Consider the following 25,732-nt stretch of genomic DNA (forward strand, 5'->3'; position numbering starts at 1 on the left):
GCCGTCGTCGGTCAGGACTCGCCGCGCAGCGCCTTGGAGACGCGCTCGTCGAAGGTGATCAGGTTCCAGTCCCGCCGGTTCTCGATCAGGGCGTAGCCATGGGTGACCTTGCCGGTCGCGGTCGGCACCAGCCGGCCGTCGCGCACCACATAGCAGTCCATGCGGGAGGTGTAGGTGAAGTCCTTGAAGACGTTCTCGACGGTGTAGACCGTGTAGAGGTCCTCCTCCATCAGCGCCTCGTCCAGGATCTGGATCCGGGAGTGCGGGCAGGCGGGGATCCACCGGCGCTCGTCCAGCAGGGTCTTCACCGAGATGCCCCGGTCGGCGAGGAAGAGGTCCACGACCTCCTCCATCTGCCGCAGATAGCTCGACATCTGGAGCCGCTCCGAGAAGTGGCAGTACGGGTAGGGGATCCGCCACTTCCAGCCGAACGCGTTCTTCCCCGCGGTCAGCAGGTCGAGCACCGGGTCGGGGCCGGAGGTGCCGCGGCCGGCCGACAGCGAGGTGGTGACGGCCGTGAGGTCGGCACCGGTCAGCTCCGGCGGCTCGGGGGCGACGGCGCCGGGGGTGCTCAGCCGGCCGGTGACGAACCGGGCGAGCTCGGCGGGCGGTTCACCGGCCGCCTCGACATAGCTGTCCGAGCGCAGCACCACCTTGGCGTTGGCGGCCACCACCTTGGTGTCCTCACCGTCCCGGTCGGCGTGCAGGGCCACCGTGAAGGAGATGAAGGAGTCGTCGTCCCCGGCCGTCGGCACCACCCGCGCCTGGACCGTCTCGTCCATGTAGAGGGCGTGCAGGATCCGGGTGTCGAGGTCGACGATGTCCACCCCGAGGCCGTGTTCGGCGTACAGCGCCCGCGCCGGGAGGTCCGCGTCGGCGAAGTGGCAGAGGATGGCCTCCTCGACCAGGTAGTTGATGTGCTTGAACCCGATCCAGGTGCAGATGTTGGAGCCCTCGTACCGGGTGCGCAGCGACGCGGTCGTCTCGCTGGTGAGCAGCCTCTTGACGGCGCCTTCGGCCACTGTGGTCATCGATCGTGCTCCCATGGGAATCCGAGGCCGGGACCGCCATGCGGACGGACGGCCGAACAGGTGCTGACGAAACGATCGAGCAGGGCGGCGAACTGCCGCGCCCGCTCGATCATCAGGAAGTGCCCGCAGTCGGGCAGCAGGCGGAACTCGGCGTCGGGAAGGCCGTCCGCGAGCGCGCGGCCCTCGGCCGGCGGCGCGGCGAAGTCGTCCGCGCCGGCGAGCACGAGGCACGGCACGGTGAACCGTCCCAGGCGCAGGGCGGGGGTGCGCAGATAGATCTCGAAGAACCGCATCCAGCCATAGGGGCCGACCCAGTCGCGGATGCGCTCGGCCAGGTGCCGGCGGGTGGCCCCGGAGACCCGGTCCCCGGCGTGCACCCGGATGCCCTCGGCGATCAGCGGGGCCATGTTGTCCACGGAGTACGCCAGGCTCGCCCAGTCGAACTCCTCGGCCGCGCGCCGGTAGAACGGGGCCACCAGCACCATGCCGTGGACGCCGAACTCGGTGAACGGGTCCAGGCCCTCCTCGATCCGGCGGGCCAGGAACTCCATCAGGACGTTCGCGCCCATCGAGTGGGCGACCACCACACCGGCGCCGCCCGGCACCGCGCGCAGGGCGTCGCCCATATACGGCACGAGATCGCCCCGGGCGCTCCACCCGGCGACGCTCCGGCCCCGCCAGGGCAGGTCGGCGGCCCACAGCTCGGGGCCGTCGGTCCGGCGGCCCTGTTCGACGCAGGCGTCCCATACCGAGCTGCTGTTGGACAGCCCGTGCAGGAAGAGCACCCGGCCCCGCCCGGGGTCGCCCGCGGCGCGCCGGGTCACGACCACGGGGTTGTCCTTGTCACCCCGCGCGGACTCCACAACGGGCCCGACGTCCTCCCGGGCGCGTCCCCGCACGAGGCGGTCACCGGTCGACATCAGGCCGCTGCCCGCCCGTGCAGCGCGAGGCCCGCGCTGGCGTCGTCGGCGTCGGTGCCCGCGGTGGCGTACACCGGACCGGCGCCGCCCTGGGCGAACCAGCCGACGGCCGCGGCGCACTGGAGCACTCCCAGCGCACCCGAGCCGAGGCCGAAGACCTCGGCCAGATCGTGCCGGTCCACGCCCTCCAGCAGGGTGTCCGGCACGGCGGCGGCCCGCTGTTCGGGCAGGTGCCACAGGGCCGGCCGGTCGCCGGCCGTCCTGGCCAGCCGTTCCAGAGTGCGGCCCAGTCCGGCGCCCCGGACGTAATCGCCGAGCACGGCCGGCGCGCTCGCTCCCCGTTCGGCGGCCGATTCCTCGCTCTCCACCACCAGCGCCGCCGCTCCGTCGATGGTCCGCGCCCCGCCGGTGAAGGCGCGCACGGACTCGTTGTCGGGTTCGACGCCGAGGACCAGCGCCCGGGAGGCCCGGCCGCCGCGGATCAGGGTGGCCGCCCAGTGGACGGCGTCCAGCCCGGAGGTGGCGCCGTTGCACAGCATCAGGTTGGGGCCGCGCAGCCCGAAGCGGATGGCGACGGAGGAGGCGATGACATTGCTCGAGGCGTTCGGCAGATCCATGGCGCTGCCCGCCGCGGCCGTCTGCTCGGCGATGGTGTCGATCGCCCGGCAGATGGTGTCGAGATTGCCGTAGTTGGAGCTCGCGACCACCGCGACGCTTCCGCCGGGGACCCGCAGGCCCCCGTCGTCCAGCAGACCGGCGTGGCGCAGGGCCGCGTCGGCCGCGCAGTAGGCGAGCTGAGTGGCCCGGTCCTTGTAGCGCAGGCCCTTCCGGCCGACCAGGTCCTTCGGCTCGACCGGCGGGGCCTCGGCCACCGGTGCCATCAGCTCCGGTGCCGACCTCGCGCGGGGCAGCACCACGCCGACCCCGCTCACCACCACGGTCATCGAGCCGCCTCCAGGATCGCGACGGCGTTGATCCCGCCGAAGCCGAATGCGTTCAACTGCGCCACGGTCAGCGGCCGGTGGGCCGCCTCGCCGGTGACGAACCGGAAGCCCTCCGCCTCGTCCACCGGGTCGTCCAGCCCCACGGTCGGCGGCACCCGCCCCTCGGCGAGGCAGCGCAGGGTGACCACCAGGTTGAGCAGCCCGGAGGCGCCGGAGGTGTGCCCGGTCATCGACTTGGTGGCGGTCACCAGGGGCTTGCCCCGGTCCGGGCCGAAGACGTCCGCGAGCGCGGTCGCCTCCGCCTCGTCGTTGAGCAGCGTCCCGGTGCCGTGCACCATCAACAGGTCGATGTCGGCGGGCTTCACCCCGCCCCGGGAGTGCGCCTCCCTGATCGCCTCGGCGATACCGGCCGGGTCCGGCGCCGTCACATGGAAGGCGTCGCAGTTGACCGCGACATCCCGGACCAGGCCGTGCACCGGACGGCCGCCGGGGACCCGGCTGAGCACGACCGCCGCCGCGCCCTCGCCCATCAGGACGCCGTCCCGGTCGCGGTCGAAGGGCCGCACCCGGGTCGGGGGCACCGGCTGCACCCGCTCCAGCAGGCCGTACATGGTCTCGGTGAGCACATCGACCCCGGCCACGACCACCGTGTCCGCCCCCTGCGCCAGCAGGTCCACGCCCAGCGCCAGGGCGTACAGCCCGGCCGAGCACGCGTTGGACAGGGTGTGGGTGTCATCGGCCTGGAACGCCTCGCGCAGCGCGGTGCCGAAGTGCAGCTCCGCGGCGGGGAATTCGGCGCCCTGAGTGCGCCACAGCTCCACCGAGCGCAGTTCGCGCAGTCCGGTGCCGACCAGGACCGGCACCCCGCTCAGATCGCTCTCGTCCAGGCCCGCGTCGCGGACCGCCTGGCCGACCGCGTCCAGCAGCAGCCCGGTCGCCCGCCGGGTGACGTCCACCCCGGGGGCGGGGCGGTTGTCCACCTCGTACGCGTGGTGGGCCGTGTGCCGGGCGTGGTCGAAGCCGCGCAGCTCGGCGACTCCGGAGCGGCCCGCGCACAGGTTGTGGAAGAGCTCGTCGACATCGCCGCCCACTCCGGCCACGGCCCCCATGCCGGTCACCGCCCAGCTCATGCCGGCACCCCGTCGTACCGGCCGAGCAGCACCACCGCGTTGTTGCCGCCGAAGGCCAGGCCGTTGTTCTGCACGACCTTCAGCTCCGCCTCGATGGCCACATTGGGCACGCAGTCCACATCGCACTCGGGATCGGTGGTCGTGTGGTTGATGGTCGGCGGAATGAACTTCTCGGTGATCGCCAGGGCGCAGCCGATGGCCGACAGCGCGCTGGCGGCGCCCATGGTGTGACCGATCATCGATTTCATCGAGATGGTCCTGGGCGGACGGCTGCCGAAGACCTCGCGGATGGCGCGGGCCTCGGTGACGTCGTTGGCCTTGGTGCCGGTGCCGTGGGCGGAGATGAGGTCCACCTGGTCGGCCTTGACCCCGGCGTTCTCCAGGGCGAGTTGCATGCACCGGCCGACGCTGTCCTGGTTCGGCGCCACCTGGTGGTAGGCGTCGCAGTTCAGGCCGTACCCGAGCACCTCGGCGTAGATCCGGGCGCCACGGGCCAGCGCGGACTCCAGGCTCTCCAGGACCAGCACCCCGGCGCCCTCACCGGTGAGGATGCCCTTGCGGTCGACGTCGAACGGCCGGCACCGGTCCGGCGCGATGGTGCCCAGCCGGTAGAAACCGGAGAACGTCTTGCGGCACATCGCGTCGGCGCCGCCGCACAGCGCGTACTCCGCGTCCCCGGAGCGGACGGCGTCATAGCCGTAGCCCAGGGCGTAGTTGCCGGCCGCGCAGGCGGTCGGAATCGTCACCGCCTCCACATCGGAGAGCTGCAGCTCCTGCGCGATGGCCGCCGACAGACGGCCGGCCGGAACGCGGCGGGCGAGTTCGGGCGGCATGTGCTCGGAACCGTGGGTGATCTCGGCCTCGACCAGGTGGTCCAGGTCCCTCGATTCACCGTCGGTGGTCCCGATGGAGATCAGACCCGGCAGCGACCGCCAGTCCGCGATGGAGACCCTCGCGTCCTCGATCGCCATCCGGGCCGCGGCGACCGAGTACTGCGTCGCCCGGCCGAGCTGCTCGACCGCGAGGTGGCGTATCCACCGCTCGGGGTCGAAGTCCTCCACCTCACAGCCGTTCGCGTGGTCGAACCCCTCGACGTCGAACACCGTGATCGGCTTGGCCCCGCTGCTTCCGGCGCGCAGTCCCCGCCGGAACTCATCGACGCCCATACCGATACTGGAGACCACACCGAGACCGGTGATCACCACTCTTCGCGGGCTCGCATGCCCCGACTCCGCCATCCCGTCCCCCTCGTCCGCTGTTCCGGCCGTGTCCGCGATTACGAAAACGCCGCTTTACCAGCCGGCGGACTCGGCGACTACCTCGTAGACGCCCTTGAGGTGCACCATCCGGGGAAGTTCCGACTGGTCGATGGTGACGTGGAATTCCTTCTCGAGATTCGCGAGAATTTCGATGGAACGCAGCGAGTCAGCCGAGTGGTCCTCCTTGAAGAGGCTGGTCTCCGTGACCTCGTCCTCTTCGATCTCCAGAACGTCGCAGACGATCTCCTTGATCTTCTGCACCCGCTCCTCGTGCACCGAACTCATGGTGGATCCCCCACTTTCGAACAAGGCCGACCCGCAGGCCGTTTCCATTTCGGACTCGGATCTTTCTATGGCACCCCGCCATACCGCGCAATGCCCACTGCATAAAGCTGCCACAACCCGGTCGGCAGACCTGCCCGCTACCCGGATTCCCGCTCGACGGCGGTTATTTATCGGCGCTTCCTCCAGAACTATCCGCGCGGCCGGAACCGCGCAACAGCCGGTACAGGAAGCTGCCAGCGAAACGTTCCCGTCCGCCGCCATCCCCTGATCAGGGGCTCGGTTCCGTGGTCGGTTCGCACGGTGCGTCCGGGCCCCTGATCTCCTCCCTGGACATGCCGCCACGGGTGCGCGGAGCACCGCGGGCGCGCCGAAGGGAGACACCGGCGGTCGTTCGGGGGATGACCACCGCCGGAGTCGGATCTCCCGCCGTCCACGTGCTGGACACGGGGTGTTCCGCCAACTGACTGGATTTTTATCCGAGTCCGCTGATCTTGCACAATGGCGCTAACAGGAAGGTGCCAGTACAACGCCCGCCCCCGCCGCGGGCCGGCGGAACACCATGACACCATCGGTCGGTGATCGAGCTCGGCTACTCCCTCTCCCACCGCTTCCCGGACCCGCCGCAGACGGACTACCGGAGCGCACCGGTCCAGGCCCTGCGCCACGACCTGTTCTGCGGCGATGTCCACCTGGCGGACACCGCGACCGGCCGTGAACTGTCCACCGCCTGGGGGTGGTTGCCGGTGCTGGACTTCGCCTGGGCGCTGTGCGACATCGTCGAACTGCTCGACCGGGATCCGCGCGGCAGCCGCTCGGCCACCCCCGTCCACGCGGAACTCGACTTCACCGAATCCACCGACCGGCTGCGCTTCGAACGGCGCTTCGGATGGGTGGACATCACCGCCGACTGGACACCGGCCACCGAACCACCGCTGAATTTCTCCCATACCGCGCTGCGCCGCGAGGCCCGGGACTTCCTGCACGATCTGATCGCGGATCTGGTCGATCTGCACGACGGACTCGCGGACAACCCCGCCATCTGGAATCTGCAGGCCCGTTTTCCGCGCGTATAGCCGGACGCCGTACGGCCCACCGAACCGTCTATCACCGGCCTATAGCCACCGGCCTCCGCAGGAATAGGTCGGCCATAGGAGGGCATTCCATGCTGGTCCCGCGGACATGGATACCGGTCCGCACGAACCAGGGAGGTGCAGTGGAAAACGTATCGACCACTGAGATTCCGGCCGGAGTGGAACTCGATTTCACGGCCTGGCTGCGGCACCTGGAACGCCGGGACCTCAGCGATCCGGCAGAGTTCGCCGCGGTCGTCAGGGAGCTGGCGCTCGACCCGCACCGCACGGAGTACGCCGAGTACATCGGGTCCCGGCAGTCGCTGATGAGCGACGCCGGCGCCCGCTGGGCCAGCCTGGTGGCCATGCTCATCAACGCCGTTCACAGCACCATGGCGGACACGCCCTGAGGCGTCCGCGCCGGATCGGCCGCGCGCATCGGACGGGGCCCGGCGACCACCAGGACCGCCGGGGGCCCGGCCCGAGGAAGCCCCGTAGGCCCGGCCGGATCAGCCCGTAACGTGCACCGGTGGCTGCGGCCCCGGGCCCCGGCCCCGCTGCTCACGGGCGAACAGCCGCACCAACGGGCGGTATCGGTACCGCAGTTGATCCCCGTCGGCGACGATGTCCAGCAGGCGGACCTCCGAGATCGACTCCAGCACGTCCTCGGTACGCCCCTCCGGCCACCGCAGCTCCACGGCCGCCTGACGCGACGTGAACGCGGAGCCCTCCTCCCGATGCGCCAGCGCCCGGAACGCGTACCGGGCCGTCGGCGCCAGCCGGGCGTGACAGCGGCCCAGGGTCGCCCGCACATCGAGGCTGCCCAGGGACAGCTCGCCCAGCCGCCGGTCCGCGGGCGCCAGCCGGTCCGCCAGATGCGCCAGCCGCCACTGCGGATACGCCGCCAGCCGCGCCGCGCAGATCCGCAGCGCCAGCGGAAGCCCGTCGCACCGCGCCACGATCCGATCGGCCGCCTCCGGCTCCGCCGCCACCCTCCCCGGCCCCGCGAGCGCCGCCAGCAGCAGCCGCCCCTCCGCGGGGTCCAGCGGGTCCAGCCGCACCAGGCGCACCCCCTCCACCGAGGTGAGCGAGGAGTGGCCGGTGATCAGGGTGCGGCAGCCGTCGCCGTTCACCAGCAGCGGGCGCACCTGCCGGTCCTCGACCGCGTTGTCCAGCACCACCAGCGCCCGGCGGCCGTCCAGCCGGCTGCGGTACAGCTGCGCCCGCTCGTCCAGGGCCGCGGGCAGATCGTGATGGCCGGCGCCGAGCGCCCGCAGGAACCAGCCCAGCACATCCAGCGGATCCTTCGGCCCGCCGTCCTCCTCCCGCAGATCGGCGTAGAGCTGCCCGTGCGGGAAGTCCTCACGGCACCGGTGCGCGGCGTGCACCGCCAGCGCCGAGGTGCCCGTGCCCGGAGCGCCGGTCAGCACCGTCGCCCCGCCGCGCCCGGGGGCCCGCAGCCCGTCCACGACGACCGCGAGCTGCTCGGCGCGCCCGCTCAGATCGCCGATGTCGGTCGGCAGCATGGCGGGCACCAGACCGGCCCAGATGTCCCCGGACATCGACTCGGGTCCGGGGACGCCAGCCCGCCCCGCCTTGTGCAGCCGCACCCGGACCGGCTCCGGGGCGGCGGGGCCGGGCAGATCGCCGCGCAGCACGCCGTGGTGGACATGGCGCAGTCCCGCGCCGGGGTCCATCCCGAGCTCGTCGCGCAGCACCCGCCGTCCGCGCTCGTAGACCGCCAGCGCGTCCGCCCGCCGGTCACACCGGTACAGGGCGGTCATCAACTGGCCGCGCAGCGCCTCCCGGAGCGGATGCTCGGCCACCAGCCGGGTCAGTTCGGGTACGGACCGGGCGTGCCGGCCCAGCGCCAGCTCCGCCTCGATACGGTGCTCCACCGCGCTGATCCGGGCCTCCTCCAGACGCGGCAGCTCCGTCTCCTCCAGGAAGCCGGTCACATCCGCCAGGGCGGGCCCACGCCACAGCGCCAGGGCGGACTGCAACCGCTCGGCGGCGTCCGCGTACCGGCCGTCGGCGAGCTCCCCGCGCCCCTGCTCGGCCAGGCGCTGGAAATCCTCCCAGTCGAACCGGGCCCCACTGTGGTCCATGGTGTATCCCGGGCCCCGGCGGGCCAAGTGGAGCCAGGGGGCGCAGCGTTTGCGCAGCCGCGAGATATGGGTGTAGAGCTGCGCGGTCATCGTGACCGGCGGATTGCGCCCCCACAGCAGCTCGCTGAGCCGGTCGTCCGAGACCACCCGGCCGCCGGAGAGCAGCAGGGCGGCCAGCACGGTCCGCTGTTTGGCACCGTCGACGGGCAGCAGCCGCCCGTCCACGCGCACCTCCACCGGTCCGAGGATTCCGAACTCCACCTGCCGCACAGCTGCCTCCCCACGGCCTCGGTGTCGTTCGGCCCGACCACCCCCGCCCTCGTCCCACCCAGCCCCGCCGTCCGCGAGGCGTCAGCAACCTGACAACTCGGCGATCCGCACCGCCGCGTCGATCGCCTCACAGCCGAACTGATGCCCCGGATTGCGGCCCACCCGGCTGATCGGCCCGGAGAGCGACAGCGCCGCGATCACCCGCCCGTCCGGGGAACGCACCGGCGCCGAGACGGTCGCCGTGTCCGGCTCCCAGCCCCCGACGCTCTGCGCCCAGCCCCGCCGCCGTACGCCGGAGAGCATGGCCGCGGTGAACCGGGCCCCCCGCAGCGCCTCGTACAGCGCCTCGGGCTCCTCCCACGCGAGCAGCGCCTGGGCCACCGCCCCGGACTTCATCGGAAACGCGGTGCCCACCGGCATCGGCTCACCGCCCAGCACCTCGGAGGAGGCCACACAGATCCGCATCCGGCCGCGGCGCCGGTGGAGCCGGGCGCTCGTCCCGGTCCGGGCGCTCACCTGCGCCAGCACCGGGCCGGCCTGGGCCTTCAGCCGGTCCTGGCGGGCCTCGACGACCATGTCGCCCAGCCGGGGGCCGAGGGCGAAGTGCCCGTGCCCGTCGCGGGCGACCAGTCCCAGCCGCTCCAGGGCCAGCACCAGCCGGTGCGCGGTGGGCCGTTTCAGACCGGTGTCGGAGACCAGCCGGGCCAGCGTGGCCGGGCCGCCTTCCAACACGCCCAGCAGCAGCGACGCCTTGTCGAGCACGCCCACTCCGCTCATCAGCGGCGGTGAGGTCATCGTCGAGTGGGCCATGAGTTCAGCCCAGATGCTCGGCAAGCGCGCGGACGACGGCGTCGCGCTGCTCCACCAGGTAGAAGTGGTGCCCCGGCAGCACCCGCAGTTCGAAGCCGGCCGGTGCCACCTCGCCCCAGGCGGCCATGTCCTCCGCGCTGATGTGCGGGTCGCCGTCCCCGACATGGGCCACCACCGGGCAGCCGACCGGCGCCGCGGTACGGGGACCGTACGTCCCGACCGCCTTGAAGTCCGCCCGGAGCGCGGGCAGCACCACCTCGCGCAGATCCGGGTCGTCCAGCAGCGCGCCGTCGGTGCCGCCGAGCCCCCGCACCTCCTCCAGCAGCGCCTCGTCGCCGTCCAGGTAGGTGGTCTGGGGCGTCAGCTTGTGCGGCGCCTTCCGGCTGGAGACGAAGAGCGCCTGGAGGCGGATGCCGTACCGGCTCTCCAGCCGCAGCGCGACCTCGTACCCCACGGACGCGCCCATGCTGTGGCCGAAGAGGGTCAACGGCACGTCCGCGAAGGGCAGCAGGGCCGCGGTGACCTCGTCCGCCAAGTCCTCGATGCGGTCGATGCCCGGCTCGACGAGCCGTTCCTGCCGGCCCGGATAGCGCGTGGCGAGCACTTCCACGCCGTAGTCGAAGGCGGTCCCCCAGCCATGGAAGAACCCGGCGGATCCCCCCGCGTGCGGCAGGCAGACCAGCCGCCTGCGCGGCGCCGCCTCGGTCCCGTATCTGCGGAACCACTTGCTGTCGATGCCGACGGCCATCTTCTCCACGCACCTCCTCGTCATCGTCGGCCGATCCCCCGTCGCCCTGGTGACCCGCCCCGCATTCCTTGCGGCCAGTTCTAGCCGCGCCCCGACGCACCGGGCAACGGCCCGTCATGAAGCTGCCGTGGGCTTCTGAAAAAAATGCGATGGCGTGTCACCGTCGCTCACCGGGGGATTGCGAAATGAGCAGACCGAGTTCCGCGGCGCGTACTCCGGCCTGAAATCGTGAATTCGCCCCGAGTAACGCCATGATCTCCGCGACATACCTTCGGTAGGTGCGTACGGACATGGCGAGTTCCCGGGCCGCGACCTCGTCGGTCACCCCGGCCCGCAGCCGCTCGAGTATCTGCTGTGCGATATCCGCCCGTGTCTTGTCGCCGAATTCGATGCGGTCGGAGACCTCGACCGCGTTGCGCCACACCCCGTCGAAGAGCGCGACCAGCGGCTGGATGACACCGGGAGCGCGGACCACCGAGGCCCGGCGGCCGGCCACCGATGCGGCGCACACCAGCGCGTGTTCGTTGTCGGCGATCACGGCGACCAGCGCGGGGATCCGGGCCACCCGGGTCCGTACCCGCGGTTCGGCGGCATGCGCCGAGACGAACCGCCAGTCGAGCGTCGAGGGCGTGCACAGCAGCCGCACCCGGGAGGTCGTGCGCGCCGCCCCGGACAGCAGCGCGGTCAGGGCGTCGTGGACCGCCTCGGAGTACGCGGGCTCCGCGGCGAGCACCACATCGACGCGCGTAGTGGCATGGGTGACCAGCCGCGCCGCCGTCTCGACGGCGTCCTCATGGGCGTCGATGACGTCCACCAGGGAGTCGCGGTGCAGCTGGTTGCGGCGTCTGTCCACCGTGGACGCCAGGAGCGCGCTGACTTCCAGCAGCTCCCGCTCGAATTCATCGGCGGCCTCGACCGGCACGAGGTCGACCTCTCGACGGCTGCTGCCCGAAGCGCTCTCGGGCATCCCGGATGGCACACCACTCACCCCCCGTGTGAGTTCTTCATCGCGAATCAACCGCGGAACACCCACTCGTGTCCGCCCATCGGCGCGGCCCGGCCCCGCACCGCGCCGCTCCACGGGTCAGCAGTCGGCCGTCGACAGCAGACCCAGCTCGACCGCCCGCACCCCCGCCTGGAAGCGGGAGTTGGCCCCTAACGCCCGCATGATCTCCGCGACATGGCGCCGGTAGGTGCGCAACGAGACCTCGACCTCACGGGCCGCGACATCGTCGGTGTAGCCCTTGCAGAGCCGCTCCAGGATGCGCCGGGCGGACTCGGTACGCAGCCGCTCGCTGATCCAGCGGTGCTCCGCGGGGCGCACCGCGCCCGACCACGCACCGGCGAACAGCAGATCCAGGGCCCGGACGGACGCCGTGTCCTCGATGACCGACACCACATCCCCTCCCCCGCGCTCCGCGGAGGACCGCACCATGGCCACGCCGCCGTCCACGATCAGCATCTCCATGACCGCGTCGACGACCTTGACCTGCGTGTTCACATCGCTTTCCATGGCGGCCCGGATCGCTGGGTCGGTGAGCGAACCGGGCGTGCACAGCAGCCGCACCGGAATGCGCTCATGGTCCGGCCCGTTCAGCCGGCGCAGCGCCGAGACCATGACCTCGGCCCGGTCACCGCCGGCGGGGAGCGCGATGCTGATGCCGTGCCGGGCCCGGTCGACGAGCGCCTCCACGGCATTCGCAACGGCCGCGTCATTCCCCTTCACCGTCACCACGGCGTGCCGGGCCACGGTGCGACGGTGCAGATTCACCGTCGATTCGATCAATTTACGGGCCTGGAGCAGAGCCTGCACCACGCCGTCACGCCCCGGTTCAGGGCCGCCGGCTCCCGAAGCCGCGCTTATCGCCGCCTGTTCTCCCGCTCTCGCGGAAACAGGCGCCATCGCCAAACCTGTCACGCTTATTACCCCCGTTATGACACAACGATCACCAGCGAACCTCGGACCGGTGGGCCCGGGATGCGGCTGGGAGGTTGAAGTGGTTGACCATCCCCCTGAATGGCCAGGTATGTCCCGTCGATAAAGGTTGAAAGGCGGAACACTTCAATCATCGATGCGCGGCCGACAGTAGTTCCCACTCCTACGCCAGTCAATGCATCCGAGTTGGCCCAGAAAGAGCAGGTGGGCCGCCCCGTAACACCCCCCCTTGGCCCCGCCGCACGAACCCCCGAAGTTGTCAGCTAGCTGTAGCGCAACCCCCGGGCTCCCCGCCCCCGCCGTCGCGATCATCACTGTACGTATCGATGAGGAGGCTTTCAGCGAGCATCCCGGACTGTTGCTGTCCTGTTACTGCCAGCCAACACCGGGAATCGAGAATGACTCCGACAAGCCGCGAACCAGCGGGTCATATCACTCCAAACCCATGCGGTGATCATCCACATGAGGAGTTCCCCATTCCTGGGTGACGGCCGCCACAATCCGGACCGAAGGCGATTGCGGCACGCGTCAGGCCGCGGCGCAGACGCCCTTCATGCTGTCGATCAGCGCGAGCACCGCACGTGCGGACGGAAGAATCATGCGACCTTCTCTGGTGAGCTGTGCACCGGTGGAGTCGCGAGTGAAAAGCTTGGTGCCCAGCATCTGCTCCAGGCACTTGATTTGGTAGCTGATGGCCGGTTGTGAATAGCCGAGCGCCTTGGCCGCTTGATCCATACGCCCTATCTCGGCGATGGATACGAAAGCGCGGAACTCCCGCTCATGCATTTTGCCCCCTGTCCGGCGACCACCAACTGGTGGCCGTCGAGAACCCGTCGCCAAGAACGCACGGGTTATCCGATCCGTCGAGACCATATCAACGTACTCAATCTCGGAAGGCAACATCCGGTGCAGGAAGCTGCAATGCGACGGGCCGCGAAGACTTCACCAGAGCGGAACATGCTGCAACACCGGAGGTGAAGAACCCGGTCCCGAGGAAAGTTCACCCCGCGTTCACCGCACACAGCGCGAGTTGCCCGAACGCCCAAACGGAACCCTCCGGGACATGCCGCCGCCCGCCCGGTCACGCTCTCCACCGGACGGACCCCATCGCCCGGGCTCCACCGACCTGCCCCATGAGCCGCCCGAGTCGCCGACCGACACGCTTCACCGTCACGAAAGCCCGCCATCGACGATGGCGGGCTTTGGTGATTCAGCCGTGGATGCCAAGCGCCCCGGAGGACAGGCCATCCGGGGCTTCTTCCCTGCTCGGGCTCAGAGCCGACTGTCGGGTTCGAACCGACGACCTTCGCTTTACAAGAGCGGTGCTCTACCAGCTGAGCTAAGTCGGCATCCCCAGCAGTGTACCCGCCCCCGGGGCGTGATCCGTTCGAAAATTCTCGGGGCCCACCTAGAGACAGAGCCGCCCTGTCCGGTATAGCGTCACGCCAATCCACCTCCGGTGGACTAGACCCCTCCTTTACTCGGATCGTCCGGCACGTTCCTGCCGGTGAAGGGACAGATCACCATGGCCACGGTCACGTACGACAAGGCAACCCGGGTGTACCCGGGCACTGAGAAGCCCGCTGTCGATCAGCTCGACATCGCCATCGAGGACGGCGAGTTCCTCGTCCTCGTCGGCCCCTCCGGTTGCGGAAAGTCCACCTCCCTGCGCATGCTCGCGGGGCTGGAGGACGTCAACGGCGGGTCCATCCGGATCGGTGACCGGGACGTCACCCACCTGCCGCCGAAGGACCGGGACATCGCCATGGTGTTCCAGAACTACGCGCTGTACCCGCACATGTCCGTCGCCCAGAACATGGGCTTCGCGCTCAAGATCGCCGGCGTCAACAAGACCGAGATCCGGCAGAAGGTCGAGGACGCGGCGAAGATCCTCGACCTCACCGAGTACCTGGAGCGCAAGCCGAAGGCGCTGTCCGGTGGTCAGCGGCAGCGTGTGGCGATGGGCCGGGCGATCGTCCGGGAGCCGCAGGTGTTCCTCATGGACGAGCCGCTGTCCAACCTGGACGCCAAGCTCCGTGTGCAGACCCGTACGCAGATCGCCAGCCTGCAGCGGCGGCTCGGGATCACCACGGTGTACGTCACCCACGACCAGGTCGAGGCCATGACCATGGGCGACCGGGTGGCGGTGCTGAAGGACGGCCTGCTGCAGCAGGTCGACTCGCCCCGCAACATGTACGACCGCCCCGCCAACCTCTTCGTCGCGGGCTTCATCGGCTCGCCGGCGATGAACCTCGTCGAGGTGCCGATCACCGACGGCGGTGTGAAGTTCGGCAACAGCGTCGTCCCGGTCTCGCGTGAGGCGCTGAGCGCCGCGGCGGACAAGGGTGACCGCACGGTCACCGTGGGCGTCCGGCCCGAGCACTTCGACGTGGTCGAGCAGAACGGCGGCGCCGCCAAGGCCCTCACCAAGGCGTCCGACGACGCCCCGGCCGGTCTCGCCGTCACCGTCAACGTCGTCGAGGAGCTGGGCGCCGACGGCTATGTCTACGGCGCCGCCGAGGTCGGCGGCGAGGACAAGGACCTGGTCGTCCGCGTGAACGGGCGCCAGGTGCCGGAGAAGGGCGCGCAGTTGCACGTCGTGCCGCGGCCGGGCGAGATGCACGTCTTCTCGAGCTCCACCGGGGAGCGGCTCAGCGACTGAGCCCACTGGCCTGTCAGTCGTTCCGACGGCGCCGTTCGTCCGCTCCCCGCGGACGGGCGGCGCCGTCGCGTTGCGCGGAGACGGTTGCCGCGTTGCGCGAGGTCGGTTGCTGCCGCGTGCGGGGGCGGTTGCCGCGTTGCGCGGGGGCGGTTGCCGCGTTGTTGCGTTGTCGATAAATTCCCCGACATTTCGACCATTTCGACCCCGAGCGTCAACCTCCCGATCGCCAAGGGTGGTTTTCCATCACCCAGCCTGGTGACGGAATGTCGCCAAATCGTCGCTCCTCGCTACGATCACCGCGTACCGCAGTCCCGTACCACCCACCCGCGAGGAACTACCCCGTGAACACCGCAGCCCGCCGCATCGGCAGAACGCTCGCTCTCGTCCTCCCCGTCGTGCTCGTCCTCTCCGGCACCCTCGCGGTCACCCGCGTCCCCTGGGCCTCGCCGAGCTCCGAGTCGCAGATCCTCACCGCCTCCTCCGACCGGGCGTCCACCCACGCCACCCACCGGGCGCCGCATGAGCTGCTGCGCGACCGGCTGCTGGCCGAGCTCCAGGAGAAGAACCCCTCCGTGGCGCTCACCCACCTTCAGACCGCGACCGCCGAACGGCCCTCGCTCGCCCAGCACTGCGCCTCCATCGCCCGTGCGCTGGGCCGCGCCGCGGTCGCCAAGTACGGCGGTGTGAGCCGCGCCCAGGCGTACGCCCGGCCCGTCTGCGACACCTCGTTCGCCTCCGGTACCACCCAGGCGTACCGCTGACCGCGTCACCCGTCCCGCCGAGGCCGCGCGGCTCCCGCCGCGGCCCGTACCGCCCGTGCTCTTCCCGCTCTTGCCGCCGTTCCCGCTCCGGCTCCGCCTGCGGCGGTCCTCCCACCGCATATGGTGCGGTTCATGAGCGATGACGACGAGCGCAGACCCGGGCCTCCCCACCAGAGCGCGCGCCCCACACAAGCCGTCGTCCTGGCCGGAGGCCAGGGCTCACGGCTGCGTCCGTACACCGACGACCGCCCCAAGCCGATGGTCGAGATCCCGGGCACCGGGACCCCGATCATCGGCCATCAGCTGGCCTGGCTGGCCGCCGAGGGCGTCACCGACGCCGTGGTCTCCTGCGGCCACCTCGCCGCCGTCCTCCAGGACTGGCTCGAGACCGCGGACCTGCCACTGCGGGTGCGCACCGTCGTCGAGAAGGAGCCGCTGGGGCGCGGCGGCGGCCTGAAGTTCGCCGCCGCCAGGCTCCCGGAGCCCGACCAGCCCTGGTACGCCACCAACGGCGACATCTGGACCCGCTTCTCGCTCCGCGACATGGCGGACTTCCACGACGAGCGCGGCGCCACCGCCACGCTCGCCCTCGCCCGGCCGCGCATTCCTTGGGGGGCGGTGGAGACCAATGAGTTCGGCCACGTCCTGGACTTCATCGAGTCGCCGCCCTCGCCGTATCTCATCAACGCGGGCGTCTACGTCTTCTCCGCCGCCTTCACCGCGCTGCTGCCCGACCGGGGTGACCATGAGCGCACCACGTTCCCGCGCCTGGCGCGGGAACGGCGGCTGGCGGGCTTCCCGCTGCCCCAGGGCGCGTACTGGCGGGCCATCGACACCGCCAAGGACCTGACCGAGGCCGCGAAGGAACTCGCCTCGGGCCCAGCACCACAAGGCCACGGCTCCTTCGACACAGCACCGGTGCCACACGGCTGAGCGGCTGCGCGCGGGCGGCTCTGCGTGGGTCCGCCTCGTCCGCCTCGGACTCCTCGTACGCCCGGCGCGGTGCCCCGCTGGCCCCGGCTCAGCCGAGGAGGCCGCCCAAGGGGGCCTCGTCGGCGGCCGGGTCGCTGTAGGTCGACGTGTCGTCCTCCGGCAGGCCGCCCTCCGAGCCGCCCGCGGACATCCCTCCTCCGGCGCCGCCCAGCGCCGACGGACCCGCCGTCGGGGCCAGGGGGTGGCGCGGAGAGCGGGGGGTGGTGCCCAGGCCCGGGCGCGACCGAGATCCGTTGCTGGGGCGGTCGGACGTACCGGACGCGGACCCCGTCACACTCGGCACCCCGGAGGAGGACGTCGACGCCGAGGCGGACGGCTTGGGGCGGTGCGGCAGCCGCTCGCGCGGCGACGGCGCACCGGCCGAGCCGCCGCCCGTGCCCATCGGCCCGCGCTGCCCGCCGCGCGGGCTCTCCACGGACTTGCTGGGCAGCGGCGAGCCGGGCAGGTTGTTCGTCGGCATATCGCTCGGCTCCGGCGCCTTCACGACCTCCGAGGACCGTACGGCGGTGCCCAGCATCGAGCCCATCAGCAGCGTCAGCCCGGCGACCACCATCGCCATCACACCGCCGCGGCGCAGCACCCGGCGCCGCAGCTCCCACAGCTCGGCCCGGGGGCCGAGCCGCCGCCATGCCTCGCCGGCGAGCCGGGCGTCCGCCGAGTAGACCGGCGCGCCCGCGATGACCAGCGGGCTCCAGGCGGCGAGGTAGATGATGTCGGGCGCGTCGTAGACCGGCACCGTACGCCAGCTCACGGTGAGGATCAGCGCGGCGGACAGCAGCGCGCCGAACGAGGCGGCCAGCCGCTGCCACAGCCCGAGCACGGTGAGCACCCCGACCACGATCTGCAGGAACGCCACGGTCAGCCCGGCGCCCACCGGATGCTCCAGCGCCAGGTCGCGCAGCGGCTCCGCGATCGGCCAGGGGTGCAGCGTGCGCAGCCAGGTGACCATCGAACCGCGCTCGCCGCCGTCGAAGTAGACGGGGTCGGAGAGCTTGCCCATCCCCGCGTAGACGGAGATGAAGCCGAGGAAGATGCGCAGCGGGAGCAGGACGACGCCGAGGTTCATCCGGCGCCCGGGGTAGTAGGCGTGGCGCACGGACTCGGAGTGGCGGCGCGGCCGCGGCACCGTGGCGCTCCGCGGCTCGGGCCCGTCGCCGTCGATGGCGCCCGGTCGTCCGGAGGGTGCGCCGCGCCGCTCCGCCCCGGCCGCCCGGGCCGCCGCGCTCGCACCGCTCGCCTCGGCCGGGCCGTCCGCGCCCGGACGGCTCCGCCCGCCGGACGACCGGGGCGCGTTCTCCGTACGGGAGCTGCGCGGTCCGATGACCGTGGGGGTGTCGTCGTCGAAGGCGATCCGCGGCAGCACCTGCGTGGCGCCCACGTCCTCGGCGCCCTCCCCGGACCGGGAACGGCCCAGGCCATCGGACAGGCCATCGGACAGGCCATCGGACAGACGGTCCGAGAGGCCGTCGGACAGACTGTCGGACAGACTGTCGGTCAACCCCTCGGCGGAGTACCGCACGGCCTGCAGCAGCCGGGTCGCCGCGGCGTCCCCGCCGGGGCGGGTGCGGCCGCTCCACACCACGGGCGGCCGACGCCGGCCCGGGGCCGGGACGCGGGTGAGCCGGGCCGTGTTCGTCAGCGCGCTGCTGACGACCGGGGCGCTGAGCTGCACCCGGAAGCTCGGGGCGTTGACGGCGACCTGCGCGGGATCGCATGGCACCTTGGCCATGGTCAGCTGTGGCTCGTCGTCGAATCCCCGCGCGCTTCCCGCCAGGGGCGAAGGCATGCGGGCTTTTCTGGTCTCCACGCCCAACTAACCGAGTGACGGACGGGAAAGACACTGCCGGGGACGTCCCGATCTGTCCGAGGCCCGTCAAGATCATCGGCTGCGGGACCCGCCCGGGCCAGGGCACCCACGCCCCGGCCCACGGCCGAACCGTGCGCGCCTTACGGCCGCATCGGGCCCGCATCACGACCGCACCGAGCCCACCTCGGCCAGGCCCCACTCACACCACAACCACACCGACCTGCTTCGCCGAACCGGGCCCGCGCCCGGGCCCGCTCGGTCGCGGAGCGCCTGGCAGACCCGGTGGAGTCGGCCCTGGGCCGGCGGACAGCCGACAGCGGCTCGGCCCGGAGGCCGCCGTCACGCGGGCGCTGAGGTCGGCCGCCGTCGGCCAACTCAGCCCCTCCGCCGGTTGAGGGGCAACCCCAGCCCCTCCGGCGATTGAGGAGCCCCCTCCGGCGCTTGAGGAGCGGGGTCTGGGGCGGAGCCCCAGCCGGGGGCCCGGGCGACCGCACCGAGCCTGCTCCACGGCTGGAGCGAGCCGACGGCACCCCTGCCAAGGGCCCGCCGGATCAAGCAGACCGCACCCCTTGCCGGTGGCCCGCCCCAAGGGCCAAGGCACCAAGGCCCCCGCGCCAAAGGCCCGCGCCTACGCCCGGCGCCGAGCCGCCTCGTACAGGACGACGCCCGCCGCCACGCCCGCGTTGAGCGACTCCGCGCCGCCCGGCATCGGGATCCGCACCCGCAGATCGCAGGTCTCGCCCACCAGCCGCGAGAGCCCCTTCCCCTCGCTGCCGACGACGATCACGAGCGGGCCGTCCAGCGCCTCGACGTCCTGGAGTTCGACCTCGCCGTCCGCGGCCAGCCCGACCACCGTCAGGCCCGCCTTCTGGTAAGCCTCCAGCGTCCGGGTGAGGTTGGTCGCGCGGGCGACCGGGGTGCGGGCGGCGGTGCCCGCGGAGGTCTTCCAGGCGCCCGCGGTCATCCCGGCCGCGCGCCGCTCGGGTACGACCACGCCATGGCCGCCGAAGGCGGACACCGAGCGGACCACGGCGCCCAGGTTGCGCGGGTCGGTGACGCCGTCGAGGGCGACGATCAGCGGGTCCTCGCCGTCGTCGAAGGCGGCCGCGCTCAGGTCCTCGGGGTGGGCGTACTCGTACGGCGGGACCTGGAGCACCACACCCTGGTGATTCAGGCCGTTCGTCATCCGGTCGAGCTCGGGCTTGGGCGCCTCCATGAGGTGGATGCCGCCGCGGTCGGCGGCCAGCTTCAGCGCCTCGCGCACCCGGTCGTCGCTGTCGATGAACTGCTGCACATACAGGGTGTTCGCCGGAACGCCCTCGCGCAGCGCCTCGACCACCGGGTTACGGCCCACCACCAGCTCGCTCGAACCCTTGCCGCCGCGGCGCGCGACGGGGCGCTTGGCCGCCTGGCGGGTCCGCGCGTTGGCGATCCGCTGCTTGGCATGTCCCTTACGCATCTCGGCGGGCGGGGTCGGTCCCTTGCCCTCGAGGGAGCGGCGCCGCTTACCTCCGCTGCCGACCGTCGCACCCTTCTTGTTGCTGGTACGGCGGTTCCTGCGCTGGCTGTTGCCGGCCATGAATGGTCACCTGTCTCTTCACTGCTCAGCGCTGCTCAGCAAGCGGCTCGGACGCCGAACGTCACCCGTCTGTGAGGTCAAAGGCGTCTGTGCGGTCATTTGTACGGTCACAAGTGTGCCGCCCGGGGCGCCGGGCGGCACAACACAGGAGGTCAGGGCCTCACGGGAGGTCAGGGCTCAACGCTGGCCCAGCTCCCAGCGCGGTCCGGACGGGGTGTCCTCGATCACCAGACCCGACTGCTGGAGCTGATCGCGGATCGCGTCCGCCGTCGCGTAGTCCTTACGGGTCCGCGCGGCCTGCCGCTGCTCCAGGACCAGCCGGACGAGCGAGTCGACCACGCCGTGCAGATCCTCACCGCGGTCCGAACCGCCCGCCCAGTGCTCATCGAGCGGATCGAGGCCCAGCACGCCCAGCATGGCCCGCACCTCGGCCAGCCGCGCGACCGCCGCCTCCTTGTCGTCGGCGGTGAGCGCGGAGTTGCCCTGGCGGACGGTGGTGTGGACGACCGCGAGCGCCTGCGGCACCCCGAGGTCGTCGTCCATCGCCTCCGCGAAGGCGGGCGGCACCTCGGCCGCGGGCTCGACGGTCCCTGCCTTCTCCACCACGCGCTGGACGAAGCCCTCGATCCGCGCGAACGCCGACTCCGCCTCGCGCAGGGCCTCCTCGCTGTACTCGATCATCGACCGGTAGTGCGGGGTGCCCAGGTAGTAGCGGAGCACGATCGGACGCCAGCGCTTGACCATCTCGGAGACCAGCACCGAGTTCCCGAGCGACTTGCTCATCTTCTCGCCGCTCATGGTCACCCAGGCGTTGTGCGCCCAGTAGGCGGCGAAGTCGTCGCCGAACGCCTTGGCCTGCGCGATCTCGTTCTCGTGGTGCGGGAAGATCAGGTCGACGCCGCCGCCGTGGATGTCGAAAGCGCGCCCGAGGTACTTGTGCGCCATCGCCGAGCACTCCAGGTGCCAGCCGGGACGGCCGCGCCCCCACGGGGTCTCCCAGCTCGGCTCCCCCGGCTTGGCCGCCTTCCACATGGCGAAATCGCGCCGGTCGCGCTTGCCGATCTCGCCCTCGCCGGAGGGCTGGCGCAGTCCGTCCAGATCCTGGTTGGAGAGCTTCAGATACTCGGGGAACGAGCGCACATCGAAGTAGACATTGCCCTCGGCGGCATAGGCATGACCACGGTCGATCAGCTCCCGCATCATCTCGATCATCTCGGGGACATGACCGGTCGCCCGCGGCTCATAGGTCACCGGGAGGCAGCCGAGGATGTCGTACGCCTGGTTGAAGGCGCGCTCGTTCTCGTAGCCGATCGCCCACCATGGCCGCTTCTGCTCCGCCGACTTCGCGATGATCTTGTCGTCGATGTCGGTGACATTGCGGATGAACGTCACGTCATAGCCGCGGTGGGCGAACCAGCGGCGCATGATGTCGAAGTTCAACCCCGACCTGATGTGCCCGATGTGCGGGGCCGCCTGCACGGTCGCGCCGCACAGGTAGATCGAGACACAGCCCGGCCTGAGCGGGGTGAAGTCACGGATCTGCCGGGCGCTGGTGTCGTACAGGCGAATGGTCACGCATCAAGGGTAGTGGGAAGTGAACGGTGCCCTGTGCGCCTTCCCCGGCGGGGACACAGAAGCGTGACACTCGGGACGAAACCGGGGCGTGGGACGCGCGGACGGCAGCCGACGACGCCCCTGCCCCCTTTGCCCCCCGTTACCGCCGGACCACCAGCGCCGTGGCGATCGCGGCCAGGCCCTCGGCGCGGCCGGTCAGGCCCAGGCCGTCCGTGGTCGTACCGGACACCGAGACGGGGGCGCCCACCGCCGCCGTCAGCGCCTTCATCGCCTCTTCGCGCCGTTTGCCGATCTTGGGGCGCACGCCGATCACCTGGATCGCCACATTGCCGATCTCGAAGCCCGCGTCCCGCACGATCCGGGCCGCCTCGGCGAGCAGCGTGGTGCCCGCGGCGCCGGACCACTCGGGGCGGTCGGTGCCGAAGTGGGCACCGAGATCACCGAGCCCGGCGGCGGAGAACAGCGCGTCACAGGCGGCGTGCGCGGCCACATCGCCGTCGGAGTGGCCGGCCAGTCCGTACTCCCCGTACTCCTCGCCGCCCCACAGCAGACCCGCGCACCACAGCTCACGGCCCTTCTCGAAGGCGTGCACATCCGTGCCGATGCCCACCAGGGGGAGCGCCACCGCGTCAGAAGCCATCGTTCGCCCTCCTGCGGGCCAGAACCGCCTCGGCCAGCACCAGATCCAGCGGCCGGGTCACCTTGAACGCCTCCTCATGGCCGGGGACGACCACGACCTCGACGCCGAGCCGCTCCACCATGCCCGCGTCGTCCGTCGCGCCCTCGCCCTCCAGGGCGATCTTCTCGTGGGCGGCCACGAGCGTGGCGCGGTCGAAGCCCTGCGGGGTCTGGACGGCGCGCAGCAGGGCGCGCTCGGGGGTGCCGACGACCGGCTCGGGCTCACCGGCCCGCTCCCCGGTGCGCGGCTCGACCTGCTTGACGGTGTCGGCCAGCGGCAGCGCCGGGACGACGGCGGGCGACCCGTCCCGTACGGCGGCGGCGACCGCGTCCACCGTGTCCACGGGCACCAGCGGCCGCGCCGCGTCGTGCACCAGCACGGTGGTGACGGTCTCGGGGACGGCGGCCAGCCCCTTGCGCACCGACTCCTGGCGGGTCTCGCCGCCGGGCACGACCACCACCTCGGTGGTGTCGGTGAGACTGCCGCTCAGCGGATACGCGTCCAGCAGCCGCCGCACCTCGTCGGCGCCGTCCGGCGGGGCGACCACGACGACGAGGGAGACGGAGCGTGATCCGGCCATCGCCCGTACCGCGTGGACGAGCATGGGCGTGCCGCTCAGCGGGCGCAGCGCCTTGGGGGCGCCCGGACCCAGCCGCACACCGCGGCCCGCGGCGGGGATCACGGCGGCGGTGCGGGCGGGTCGGCCGGACGCGCCGGAGCCGCCGTGATCCGGGGTCGCGGACATTGAGTTGGCGTTCAGGTTTGCTTCCTCAGCCGAGATGGGTATGGCCACAGCGTGCCGGGCGCGATGGCCCGATCGGCCCCTTCCGTGACGACCGGTCGAGTCAGCTGCCCGGGCCCGGCACACCTTGTACCGCGCACCGTGGCGTGGCTGAGGGCACCGGCACACAGAGTGCGACGACCGGGGCTCGCAAGAGATCACCACGTGGAGATCCAAGAGATCACCGCATGGGGATCACAGCGTCCGGTGCGTACGCATGCCGCAGCGCCCGGCGACAGACGACTTAGCGGGAATAAGATGTCTGAGTCACTCGGGCACCACGGCATTGATATTCAGGACGCGAGAACCTCGTCAAGCAGAGCCTCGGCCTTGTCCTCATTGGTGCTCTCGGCGAGAGCAAGCTCACTCACCAGGATCTGACGGGCCTTGGCGAGCATGCGCTTCTCACCGGCGGAGAGTCCGCGCTCACGCTCTCGGCGCCACAGATCACGCACGACCTCGGCCACCTTGATCACATCGCCGGAGGCGAGCTTCTCGAGATTTGCCTTGTAACGACGGGACCAGTTCGTCGGTTCTTCCGCATACGGTGCACGCAGCACCTCGAAGACCCGATCCAGCCCGTCCTGGCCGACCACATCACGCACACCGACGAACTCCGCATTGTCCGCCGGCACACGAACCGTCAGGTCACCCTGAGCGACCTTCAGCACCAAGTAGGTCTTGTCCACGCCTTTGATCTGGCGAGTTTCGATGGCCTCGATCAGCGCGGCCCCGTGATGGGGATAGACCACGGTGTCGCCAACCTTGAACGTCATGTGACAGGTACCCCTTCCGTGGCTATCCAGGGTAACACGGGAACGCCTTCTTCTGAATGGCGTTTTCGCAGGTCAGGGCATATCTCGGGGCTTGACAAGTGCGGCCGGAACGTGCTGCACGAGGCGTGCGGAACCGGGTATTCGCAGGTGGGAGCGGCTGTCCGGGCACACGGAAACCCGCCCGTTACGCACCCGAAGAAGCCCGGACGAGTGGGTGTACGTCCCGTTTTGCCGGAGTCCGGTCGATGGACTTCCGCTACTCCGTTCGGATCAGGAGCGAGCGATCCGGCCCCGATTCGCGAATTGATCACCGACCTGATCACACAGAGCGCATCAAGTGTGTGATCAATTCTCGGACGCGCATGGATTCCTTACCGATAATCTCCCGCGGGAACGGCCGAGCCGATATTCGGGACTTCAGGACGGCGCCGTACGGACCTCGTAACGCACCCCGCAACCAGGCGCGCACGGGTGCGCCGCCCGGGGCCGAGCGCCTTGGGGCGGGTCGGGTGCGGGCCGAAGCAGGCGGATCGGTAATCTAAGCGCGCTGATCCAGTCTTTACCTCGTCTACCTCGTCCTAGGAGATGCCGCCGCCGTGAGCAGCAGCCTTCGACGCGGCGCCCTCGCCGCAGCCGCCATCGTGGTCTCGGTCGCCCCGCTCTCCGCCTGCGGAGCCGGGAACGACGCACAGACGCTGAAGGTCAAGCCCGACAACGCCGCGACCGCTGTCGGCGATATCAAGATCCAGAACGCCACGTTGGTGACCCAGCCGGACCGCGACGCGAAGGGCCCGGCCGTCGTCACCGGCCGGCTCTTCAACAACGGCAAGGGGGACCAGACCGTCAAGGCCATCACCCTCCCCGGCAGCAACGCGCGGGTGAAGCTCAGCCCGGCCAAGGGCAAGAGCGGCCCGGTCGTCGTCCCGGCCGGCGGCTCGGTGGCCTTCGGCGGCGAGGGCAATGCCTCCGCCGTCATCAGCGACGGGCGCGAGGCCGCCCAGGACGGCAACGCGGAGCGGGTCGTCTTCGACCTCAGCTCGACCGGCAATATCCCGGTCACCGCGTTCGTGGTCCCGGCGACGAGCTACTTCAAGGGCTGGGGCCCGTCCGAGCTGCCGACGGCCAAGCCGACGGGCTCGGCGACGCCCGGTGGCAAGCCGAGCGATACGCCCAGTGGCAAGCCCAGCGGCACCCCGTCCGGCTCGGCGACCAACAAGCCGGGCGACACGGCGAGCGGCCAGCCGGGCTCCGAGCGGAGCAGCGGCGCCCCGAACGGCATCGCGACGGGCGAGCCGAACCCGAACGGCGACGATCACTGAGACCGTCACCGAGGCCGGCCCCTGAGACCGGCCCCGGACATGCGTGAGGGCGGCCCTGGAGCTTTCCAGGGCCGCCCTCACGCGTGGGTCCGGCTGTACGGCTTACGGCTCACGGCTTACGGCTCACGGCTCACGGCTCGAACCTCTAGCTCAGGCCCCGCACCGTCACCGCATACCGAGGCGCCCAGGGGTCCGGCTCAAACCCCCTCCCACATGCACCCCCTCGCACCGCTCGGCCCTGGCGGGCCTCACGGGCTTCGGGACGCTGTGCCGGACTCCGTCCGGCGGC

Annotated in this window: 24 protein-coding genes and 1 tRNA gene; 6 read left to right on the forward strand and 19 right to left on the reverse strand. The window is 71.3% G+C overall.

Annotated elements, in window-relative coordinates:
- Nucleotides 1–11: 11 nt before the first annotated feature.
- From AS97_RS21470 to AS97_RS21495, 6 genes are read right to left on the reverse strand one after another with little or no spacing between them, the layout of a single operon-like run.
- Complete coding sequence (locus AS97_RS21470; protein ID WP_125755222.1) at nt 12–1,031, reverse strand: hypothetical protein; 1,020 nt, start codon at nt 1,029–1,031, stop codon at nt 12–14.
- On the reverse strand, nt 1,028–1,951 hold the full coding sequence (locus tag AS97_RS21475; protein WP_210565475.1) for an alpha/beta hydrolase: 924 nt from the start codon (nt 1,949–1,951) through the stop codon (nt 1,028–1,030). Before AS97_RS21475 ends, AS97_RS21470 begins: the two co-directional genes overlap by 4 nt.
- Nucleotides 1,951–2,895: a beta-ketoacyl synthase N-terminal-like domain-containing protein gene (locus tag AS97_RS21480; protein ID WP_059142762.1), complete on the reverse strand. Its 945-nt coding sequence runs from the start codon at nt 2,893–2,895 to the stop codon at nt 1,951–1,953. Before AS97_RS21480 ends, AS97_RS21475 begins: the two co-directional genes overlap by 1 nt.
- Nucleotides 2,892–4,025: a beta-ketoacyl synthase N-terminal-like domain-containing protein gene (locus AS97_RS21485; RefSeq protein ID WP_210565476.1), complete on the reverse strand. Its 1,134-nt coding sequence runs from the start codon at nt 4,023–4,025 to the stop codon at nt 2,892–2,894. Before AS97_RS21485 ends, AS97_RS21480 begins: the two co-directional genes overlap by 4 nt.
- Nucleotides 4,022–5,263 (reverse strand): beta-ketoacyl-[acyl-carrier-protein] synthase family protein, encoded by a 1,242-nt coding sequence (locus AS97_RS21490; protein WP_059142764.1) that lies wholly within the window; start codon nt 5,261–5,263, stop codon nt 4,022–4,024. The genes AS97_RS21485 and AS97_RS21490 overlap by 4 nt, the downstream gene beginning before the upstream one ends.
- A gap of 54 nt (nt 5,264–5,317) precedes the next feature.
- Nucleotides 5,318–5,569 (reverse strand): acyl carrier protein, encoded by a 252-nt coding sequence (locus tag AS97_RS21495; RefSeq protein ID WP_014061562.1) that lies wholly within the window; start codon nt 5,567–5,569, stop codon nt 5,318–5,320.
- Between the two features lie 575 nt (nt 5,570–6,144).
- Between AS97_RS21495 and AS97_RS21500 the strand changes: the two genes are divergently transcribed.
- Complete coding sequence (locus AS97_RS21500) at nt 6,145–6,642, forward strand: hypothetical protein (protein ID WP_059142765.1); 498 nt, start codon at nt 6,145–6,147, stop codon at nt 6,640–6,642.
- A gap of 140 nt (nt 6,643–6,782) precedes the next feature.
- On the forward strand, nt 6,783–7,049 hold the full coding sequence (locus AS97_RS21505; protein ID WP_086710104.1) for a hypothetical protein: 267 nt from the start codon (nt 6,783–6,785) through the stop codon (nt 7,047–7,049).
- 99 nt (nt 7,050–7,148) lie between these two features.
- On the opposite strand, the gene AS97_RS21510 is transcribed toward AS97_RS21505, so the two are convergent.
- From AS97_RS21510 to AS97_RS21540, 7 genes are all read right to left on the reverse strand, one after another.
- Nucleotides 7,149–9,017 (reverse strand): AfsR/SARP family transcriptional regulator, encoded by a 1,869-nt coding sequence (locus AS97_RS21510; protein ID WP_247204452.1) that lies wholly within the window; start codon nt 9,015–9,017, stop codon nt 7,149–7,151.
- 81 nt (nt 9,018–9,098) lie between these two features.
- A complete protein-coding gene (locus AS97_RS21515; protein WP_107119180.1) occupies nt 9,099–9,827 on the reverse strand; it encodes an IclR family transcriptional regulator C-terminal domain-containing protein in 729 nt (242 codons plus the stop codon).
- Nucleotides 9,828–9,831: 4 nt separating this feature from the next.
- Nucleotides 9,832–10,575 carry an alpha/beta fold hydrolase gene (locus AS97_RS21520; RefSeq protein WP_059142797.1) on the reverse strand — a complete coding sequence of 248 codons (744 nt, stop codon included), beginning with the start codon at nt 10,573–10,575 and terminating at the stop codon, nt 9,832–9,834.
- A gap of 157 nt (nt 10,576–10,732) precedes the next feature.
- On the reverse strand, nt 10,733–11,542 hold the full coding sequence (locus AS97_RS21525; RefSeq protein WP_086711257.1) for a LuxR family transcriptional regulator: 810 nt from the start codon (nt 11,540–11,542) through the stop codon (nt 10,733–10,735).
- Between the two features lie 117 nt (nt 11,543–11,659).
- Nucleotides 11,660–12,391: a response regulator transcription factor gene (locus AS97_RS21530; RefSeq protein ID WP_059142768.1), complete on the reverse strand. Its 732-nt coding sequence runs from the start codon at nt 12,389–12,391 to the stop codon at nt 11,660–11,662.
- A gap of 648 nt (nt 12,392–13,039) precedes the next feature.
- Nucleotides 13,040–13,297, reverse strand: coding sequence for a LysR family transcriptional regulator (locus tag AS97_RS21535; protein ID WP_014061570.1), 258 nt, complete (start codon nt 13,295–13,297; stop codon nt 13,040–13,042).
- Nucleotides 13,298–13,787: 490 nt separating this feature from the next.
- A tRNA-Thr gene (locus tag AS97_RS21540) sits at nt 13,788–13,860 on the reverse strand.
- A gap of 176 nt (nt 13,861–14,036) precedes the next feature.
- On the opposite strand from AS97_RS21540, the gene ugpC reads away from it, so the two are divergent.
- From ugpC to AS97_RS21555, 3 genes are all read left to right on the forward strand, one after another.
- On the forward strand, nt 14,037–15,173 hold the full coding sequence (gene ugpC, locus AS97_RS21545) for a sn-glycerol-3-phosphate ABC transporter ATP-binding protein UgpC (RefSeq protein WP_059142798.1): 1,137 nt from the start codon (nt 14,037–14,039) through the stop codon (nt 15,171–15,173).
- A gap of 341 nt (nt 15,174–15,514) precedes the next feature.
- Entirely contained in the window at nt 15,515–15,934 is a 420-nt protein-coding gene (locus AS97_RS21550; protein ID WP_059142769.1) for a hypothetical protein, read from the forward strand.
- Between the two features lie 132 nt (nt 15,935–16,066).
- Entirely contained in the window at nt 16,067–16,867 is an 801-nt protein-coding gene (locus tag AS97_RS21555; RefSeq protein ID WP_059142799.1) for a nucleotidyltransferase family protein, read from the forward strand.
- An 88-nt stretch (nt 16,868–16,955) separates the two neighbouring features.
- Here the strand turns inward: AS97_RS21555 and AS97_RS21560 are convergent, their stop codons facing one another.
- From AS97_RS21560 to AS97_RS21585, 6 genes are all read right to left on the reverse strand, one after another.
- Nucleotides 16,956–18,713, reverse strand: coding sequence for a DoxX family protein (locus AS97_RS21560; RefSeq protein ID WP_210565477.1), 1,758 nt, complete (start codon nt 18,711–18,713; stop codon nt 16,956–16,958).
- Between the two features lie 649 nt (nt 18,714–19,362).
- Entirely contained in the window at nt 19,363–20,313 is a 951-nt protein-coding gene (rlmB, locus tag AS97_RS21565) for a 23S rRNA (guanosine(2251)-2'-O)-methyltransferase RlmB (protein ID WP_059142771.1), read from the reverse strand.
- Between the two features lie 177 nt (nt 20,314–20,490).
- Entirely contained in the window at nt 20,491–21,888 is a 1,398-nt protein-coding gene (gene cysS / locus AS97_RS21570; RefSeq protein WP_086708661.1) for a cysteine--tRNA ligase, read from the reverse strand.
- Between the two features lie 139 nt (nt 21,889–22,027).
- Nucleotides 22,028–22,528 (reverse strand): 2-C-methyl-D-erythritol 2,4-cyclodiphosphate synthase, encoded by a 501-nt coding sequence (gene ispF / locus AS97_RS21575; RefSeq protein WP_059142773.1) that lies wholly within the window; start codon nt 22,526–22,528, stop codon nt 22,028–22,030.
- Nucleotides 22,518–23,312 (reverse strand): 2-C-methyl-D-erythritol 4-phosphate cytidylyltransferase, encoded by a 795-nt coding sequence (ispD, locus tag AS97_RS21580; RefSeq protein WP_059142774.1) that lies wholly within the window; start codon nt 23,310–23,312, stop codon nt 22,518–22,520. The genes ispF and ispD overlap by 11 nt, the downstream gene beginning before the upstream one ends.
- A gap of 329 nt (nt 23,313–23,641) precedes the next feature.
- The gene (locus AS97_RS21585; RefSeq protein WP_009716930.1) at nt 23,642–24,124 is read right to left on the reverse strand and encodes a CarD family transcriptional regulator; all 483 of its coding nucleotides are present in this window, start codon (nt 24,122–24,124) and stop codon (nt 23,642–23,644) included.
- 596 nt (nt 24,125–24,720) lie between these two features.
- Here AS97_RS21585 and AS97_RS21590 point away from each other — a divergent pair.
- Nucleotides 24,721–25,443 carry a DUF461 domain-containing protein gene (locus tag AS97_RS21590; protein WP_086708662.1) on the forward strand — a complete coding sequence of 241 codons (723 nt, stop codon included), beginning with the start codon at nt 24,721–24,723 and terminating at the stop codon, nt 25,441–25,443.
- Nucleotides 25,444–25,732: the final 289 nt, after the last annotated feature.

Origin of the sequence: Streptomyces sp. AgN23 (genome assembly GCF_001598115.1) — a bacterium.
Taxonomy (GTDB): domain Bacteria; phylum Actinomycetota; class Actinomycetes; order Streptomycetales; family Streptomycetaceae; genus Streptomyces; species Streptomyces antimycoticus.

Excerpts from the sequence above, each read along its gene's own strand:
- AS97_RS21515 (WP_107119180.1), bottom strand. The coding sequence starts at position 9,827 with ATGGCCCACTCGACGATGACCTCACCGCCGCTGATGAGCGGAGTGGGC.
- rlmB (WP_059142771.1), bottom strand. The coding sequence starts at position 20,313 with ATGGCCGGCAACAGCCAGCGCAGGAACCGCCGTACCAGCAACAAGAAG.
- AS97_RS21555 (WP_059142799.1), top strand. The coding sequence starts at position 16,067 with ATGAGCGATGACGACGAGCGCAGACCCGGGCCTCCCCACCAGAGCGCG.
- AS97_RS21560 (WP_210565477.1), bottom strand. The coding sequence starts at position 18,713 with ATGCCTTCGCCCCTGGCGGGAAGCGCGCGGGGATTCGACGACGAGCCA.
- ispD (WP_059142774.1), bottom strand. The coding sequence starts at position 23,312 with ATGTCCGCGACCCCGGATCACGGCGGCTCCGGCGCGTCCGGCCGACCC.
- AS97_RS21475 (WP_210565475.1), bottom strand. The coding sequence starts at position 1,951 with ATGTCGACCGGTGACCGCCTCGTGCGGGGACGCGCCCGGGAGGACGTC.
- AS97_RS21480 (WP_059142762.1), bottom strand. The coding sequence starts at position 2,895 with ATGACCGTGGTGGTGAGCGGGGTCGGCGTGGTGCTGCCCCGCGCGAGG.
- AS97_RS21495 (WP_014061562.1), bottom strand. The coding sequence starts at position 5,569 with ATGAGTTCGGTGCACGAGGAGCGGGTGCAGAAGATCAAGGAGATCGTC.
- ispF (WP_059142773.1), bottom strand. The coding sequence starts at position 22,528 with ATGGCTTCTGACGCGGTGGCGCTCCCCCTGGTGGGCATCGGCACGGAT.
- AS97_RS21520 (WP_059142797.1), bottom strand. The coding sequence starts at position 10,575 with ATGGCCGTCGGCATCGACAGCAAGTGGTTCCGCAGATACGGGACCGAG.
- AS97_RS21535 (WP_014061570.1), bottom strand. The coding sequence starts at position 13,297 with ATGCATGAGCGGGAGTTCCGCGCTTTCGTATCCATCGCCGAGATAGGG.
- AS97_RS21585 (WP_009716930.1), bottom strand. The coding sequence starts at position 24,124 with ATGACGTTCAAGGTTGGCGACACCGTGGTCTATCCCCATCACGGGGCC.
- AS97_RS21485 (WP_210565476.1), bottom strand. The coding sequence starts at position 4,025 with ATGAGCTGGGCGGTGACCGGCATGGGGGCCGTGGCCGGAGTGGGCGGC.
- AS97_RS21490 (WP_059142764.1), bottom strand. The coding sequence starts at position 5,263 with ATGGCGGAGTCGGGGCATGCGAGCCCGCGAAGAGTGGTGATCACCGGT.
- AS97_RS21470 (WP_125755222.1), bottom strand. The coding sequence starts at position 1,031 with ATGACCACAGTGGCCGAAGGCGCCGTCAAGAGGCTGCTCACCAGCGAG.
- ugpC (WP_059142798.1), top strand. The coding sequence starts at position 14,037 with ATGGCCACGGTCACGTACGACAAGGCAACCCGGGTGTACCCGGGCACT.
- AS97_RS21525 (WP_086711257.1), bottom strand. The coding sequence starts at position 11,542 with ATGCCCGAGAGCGCTTCGGGCAGCAGCCGTCGAGAGGTCGACCTCGTG.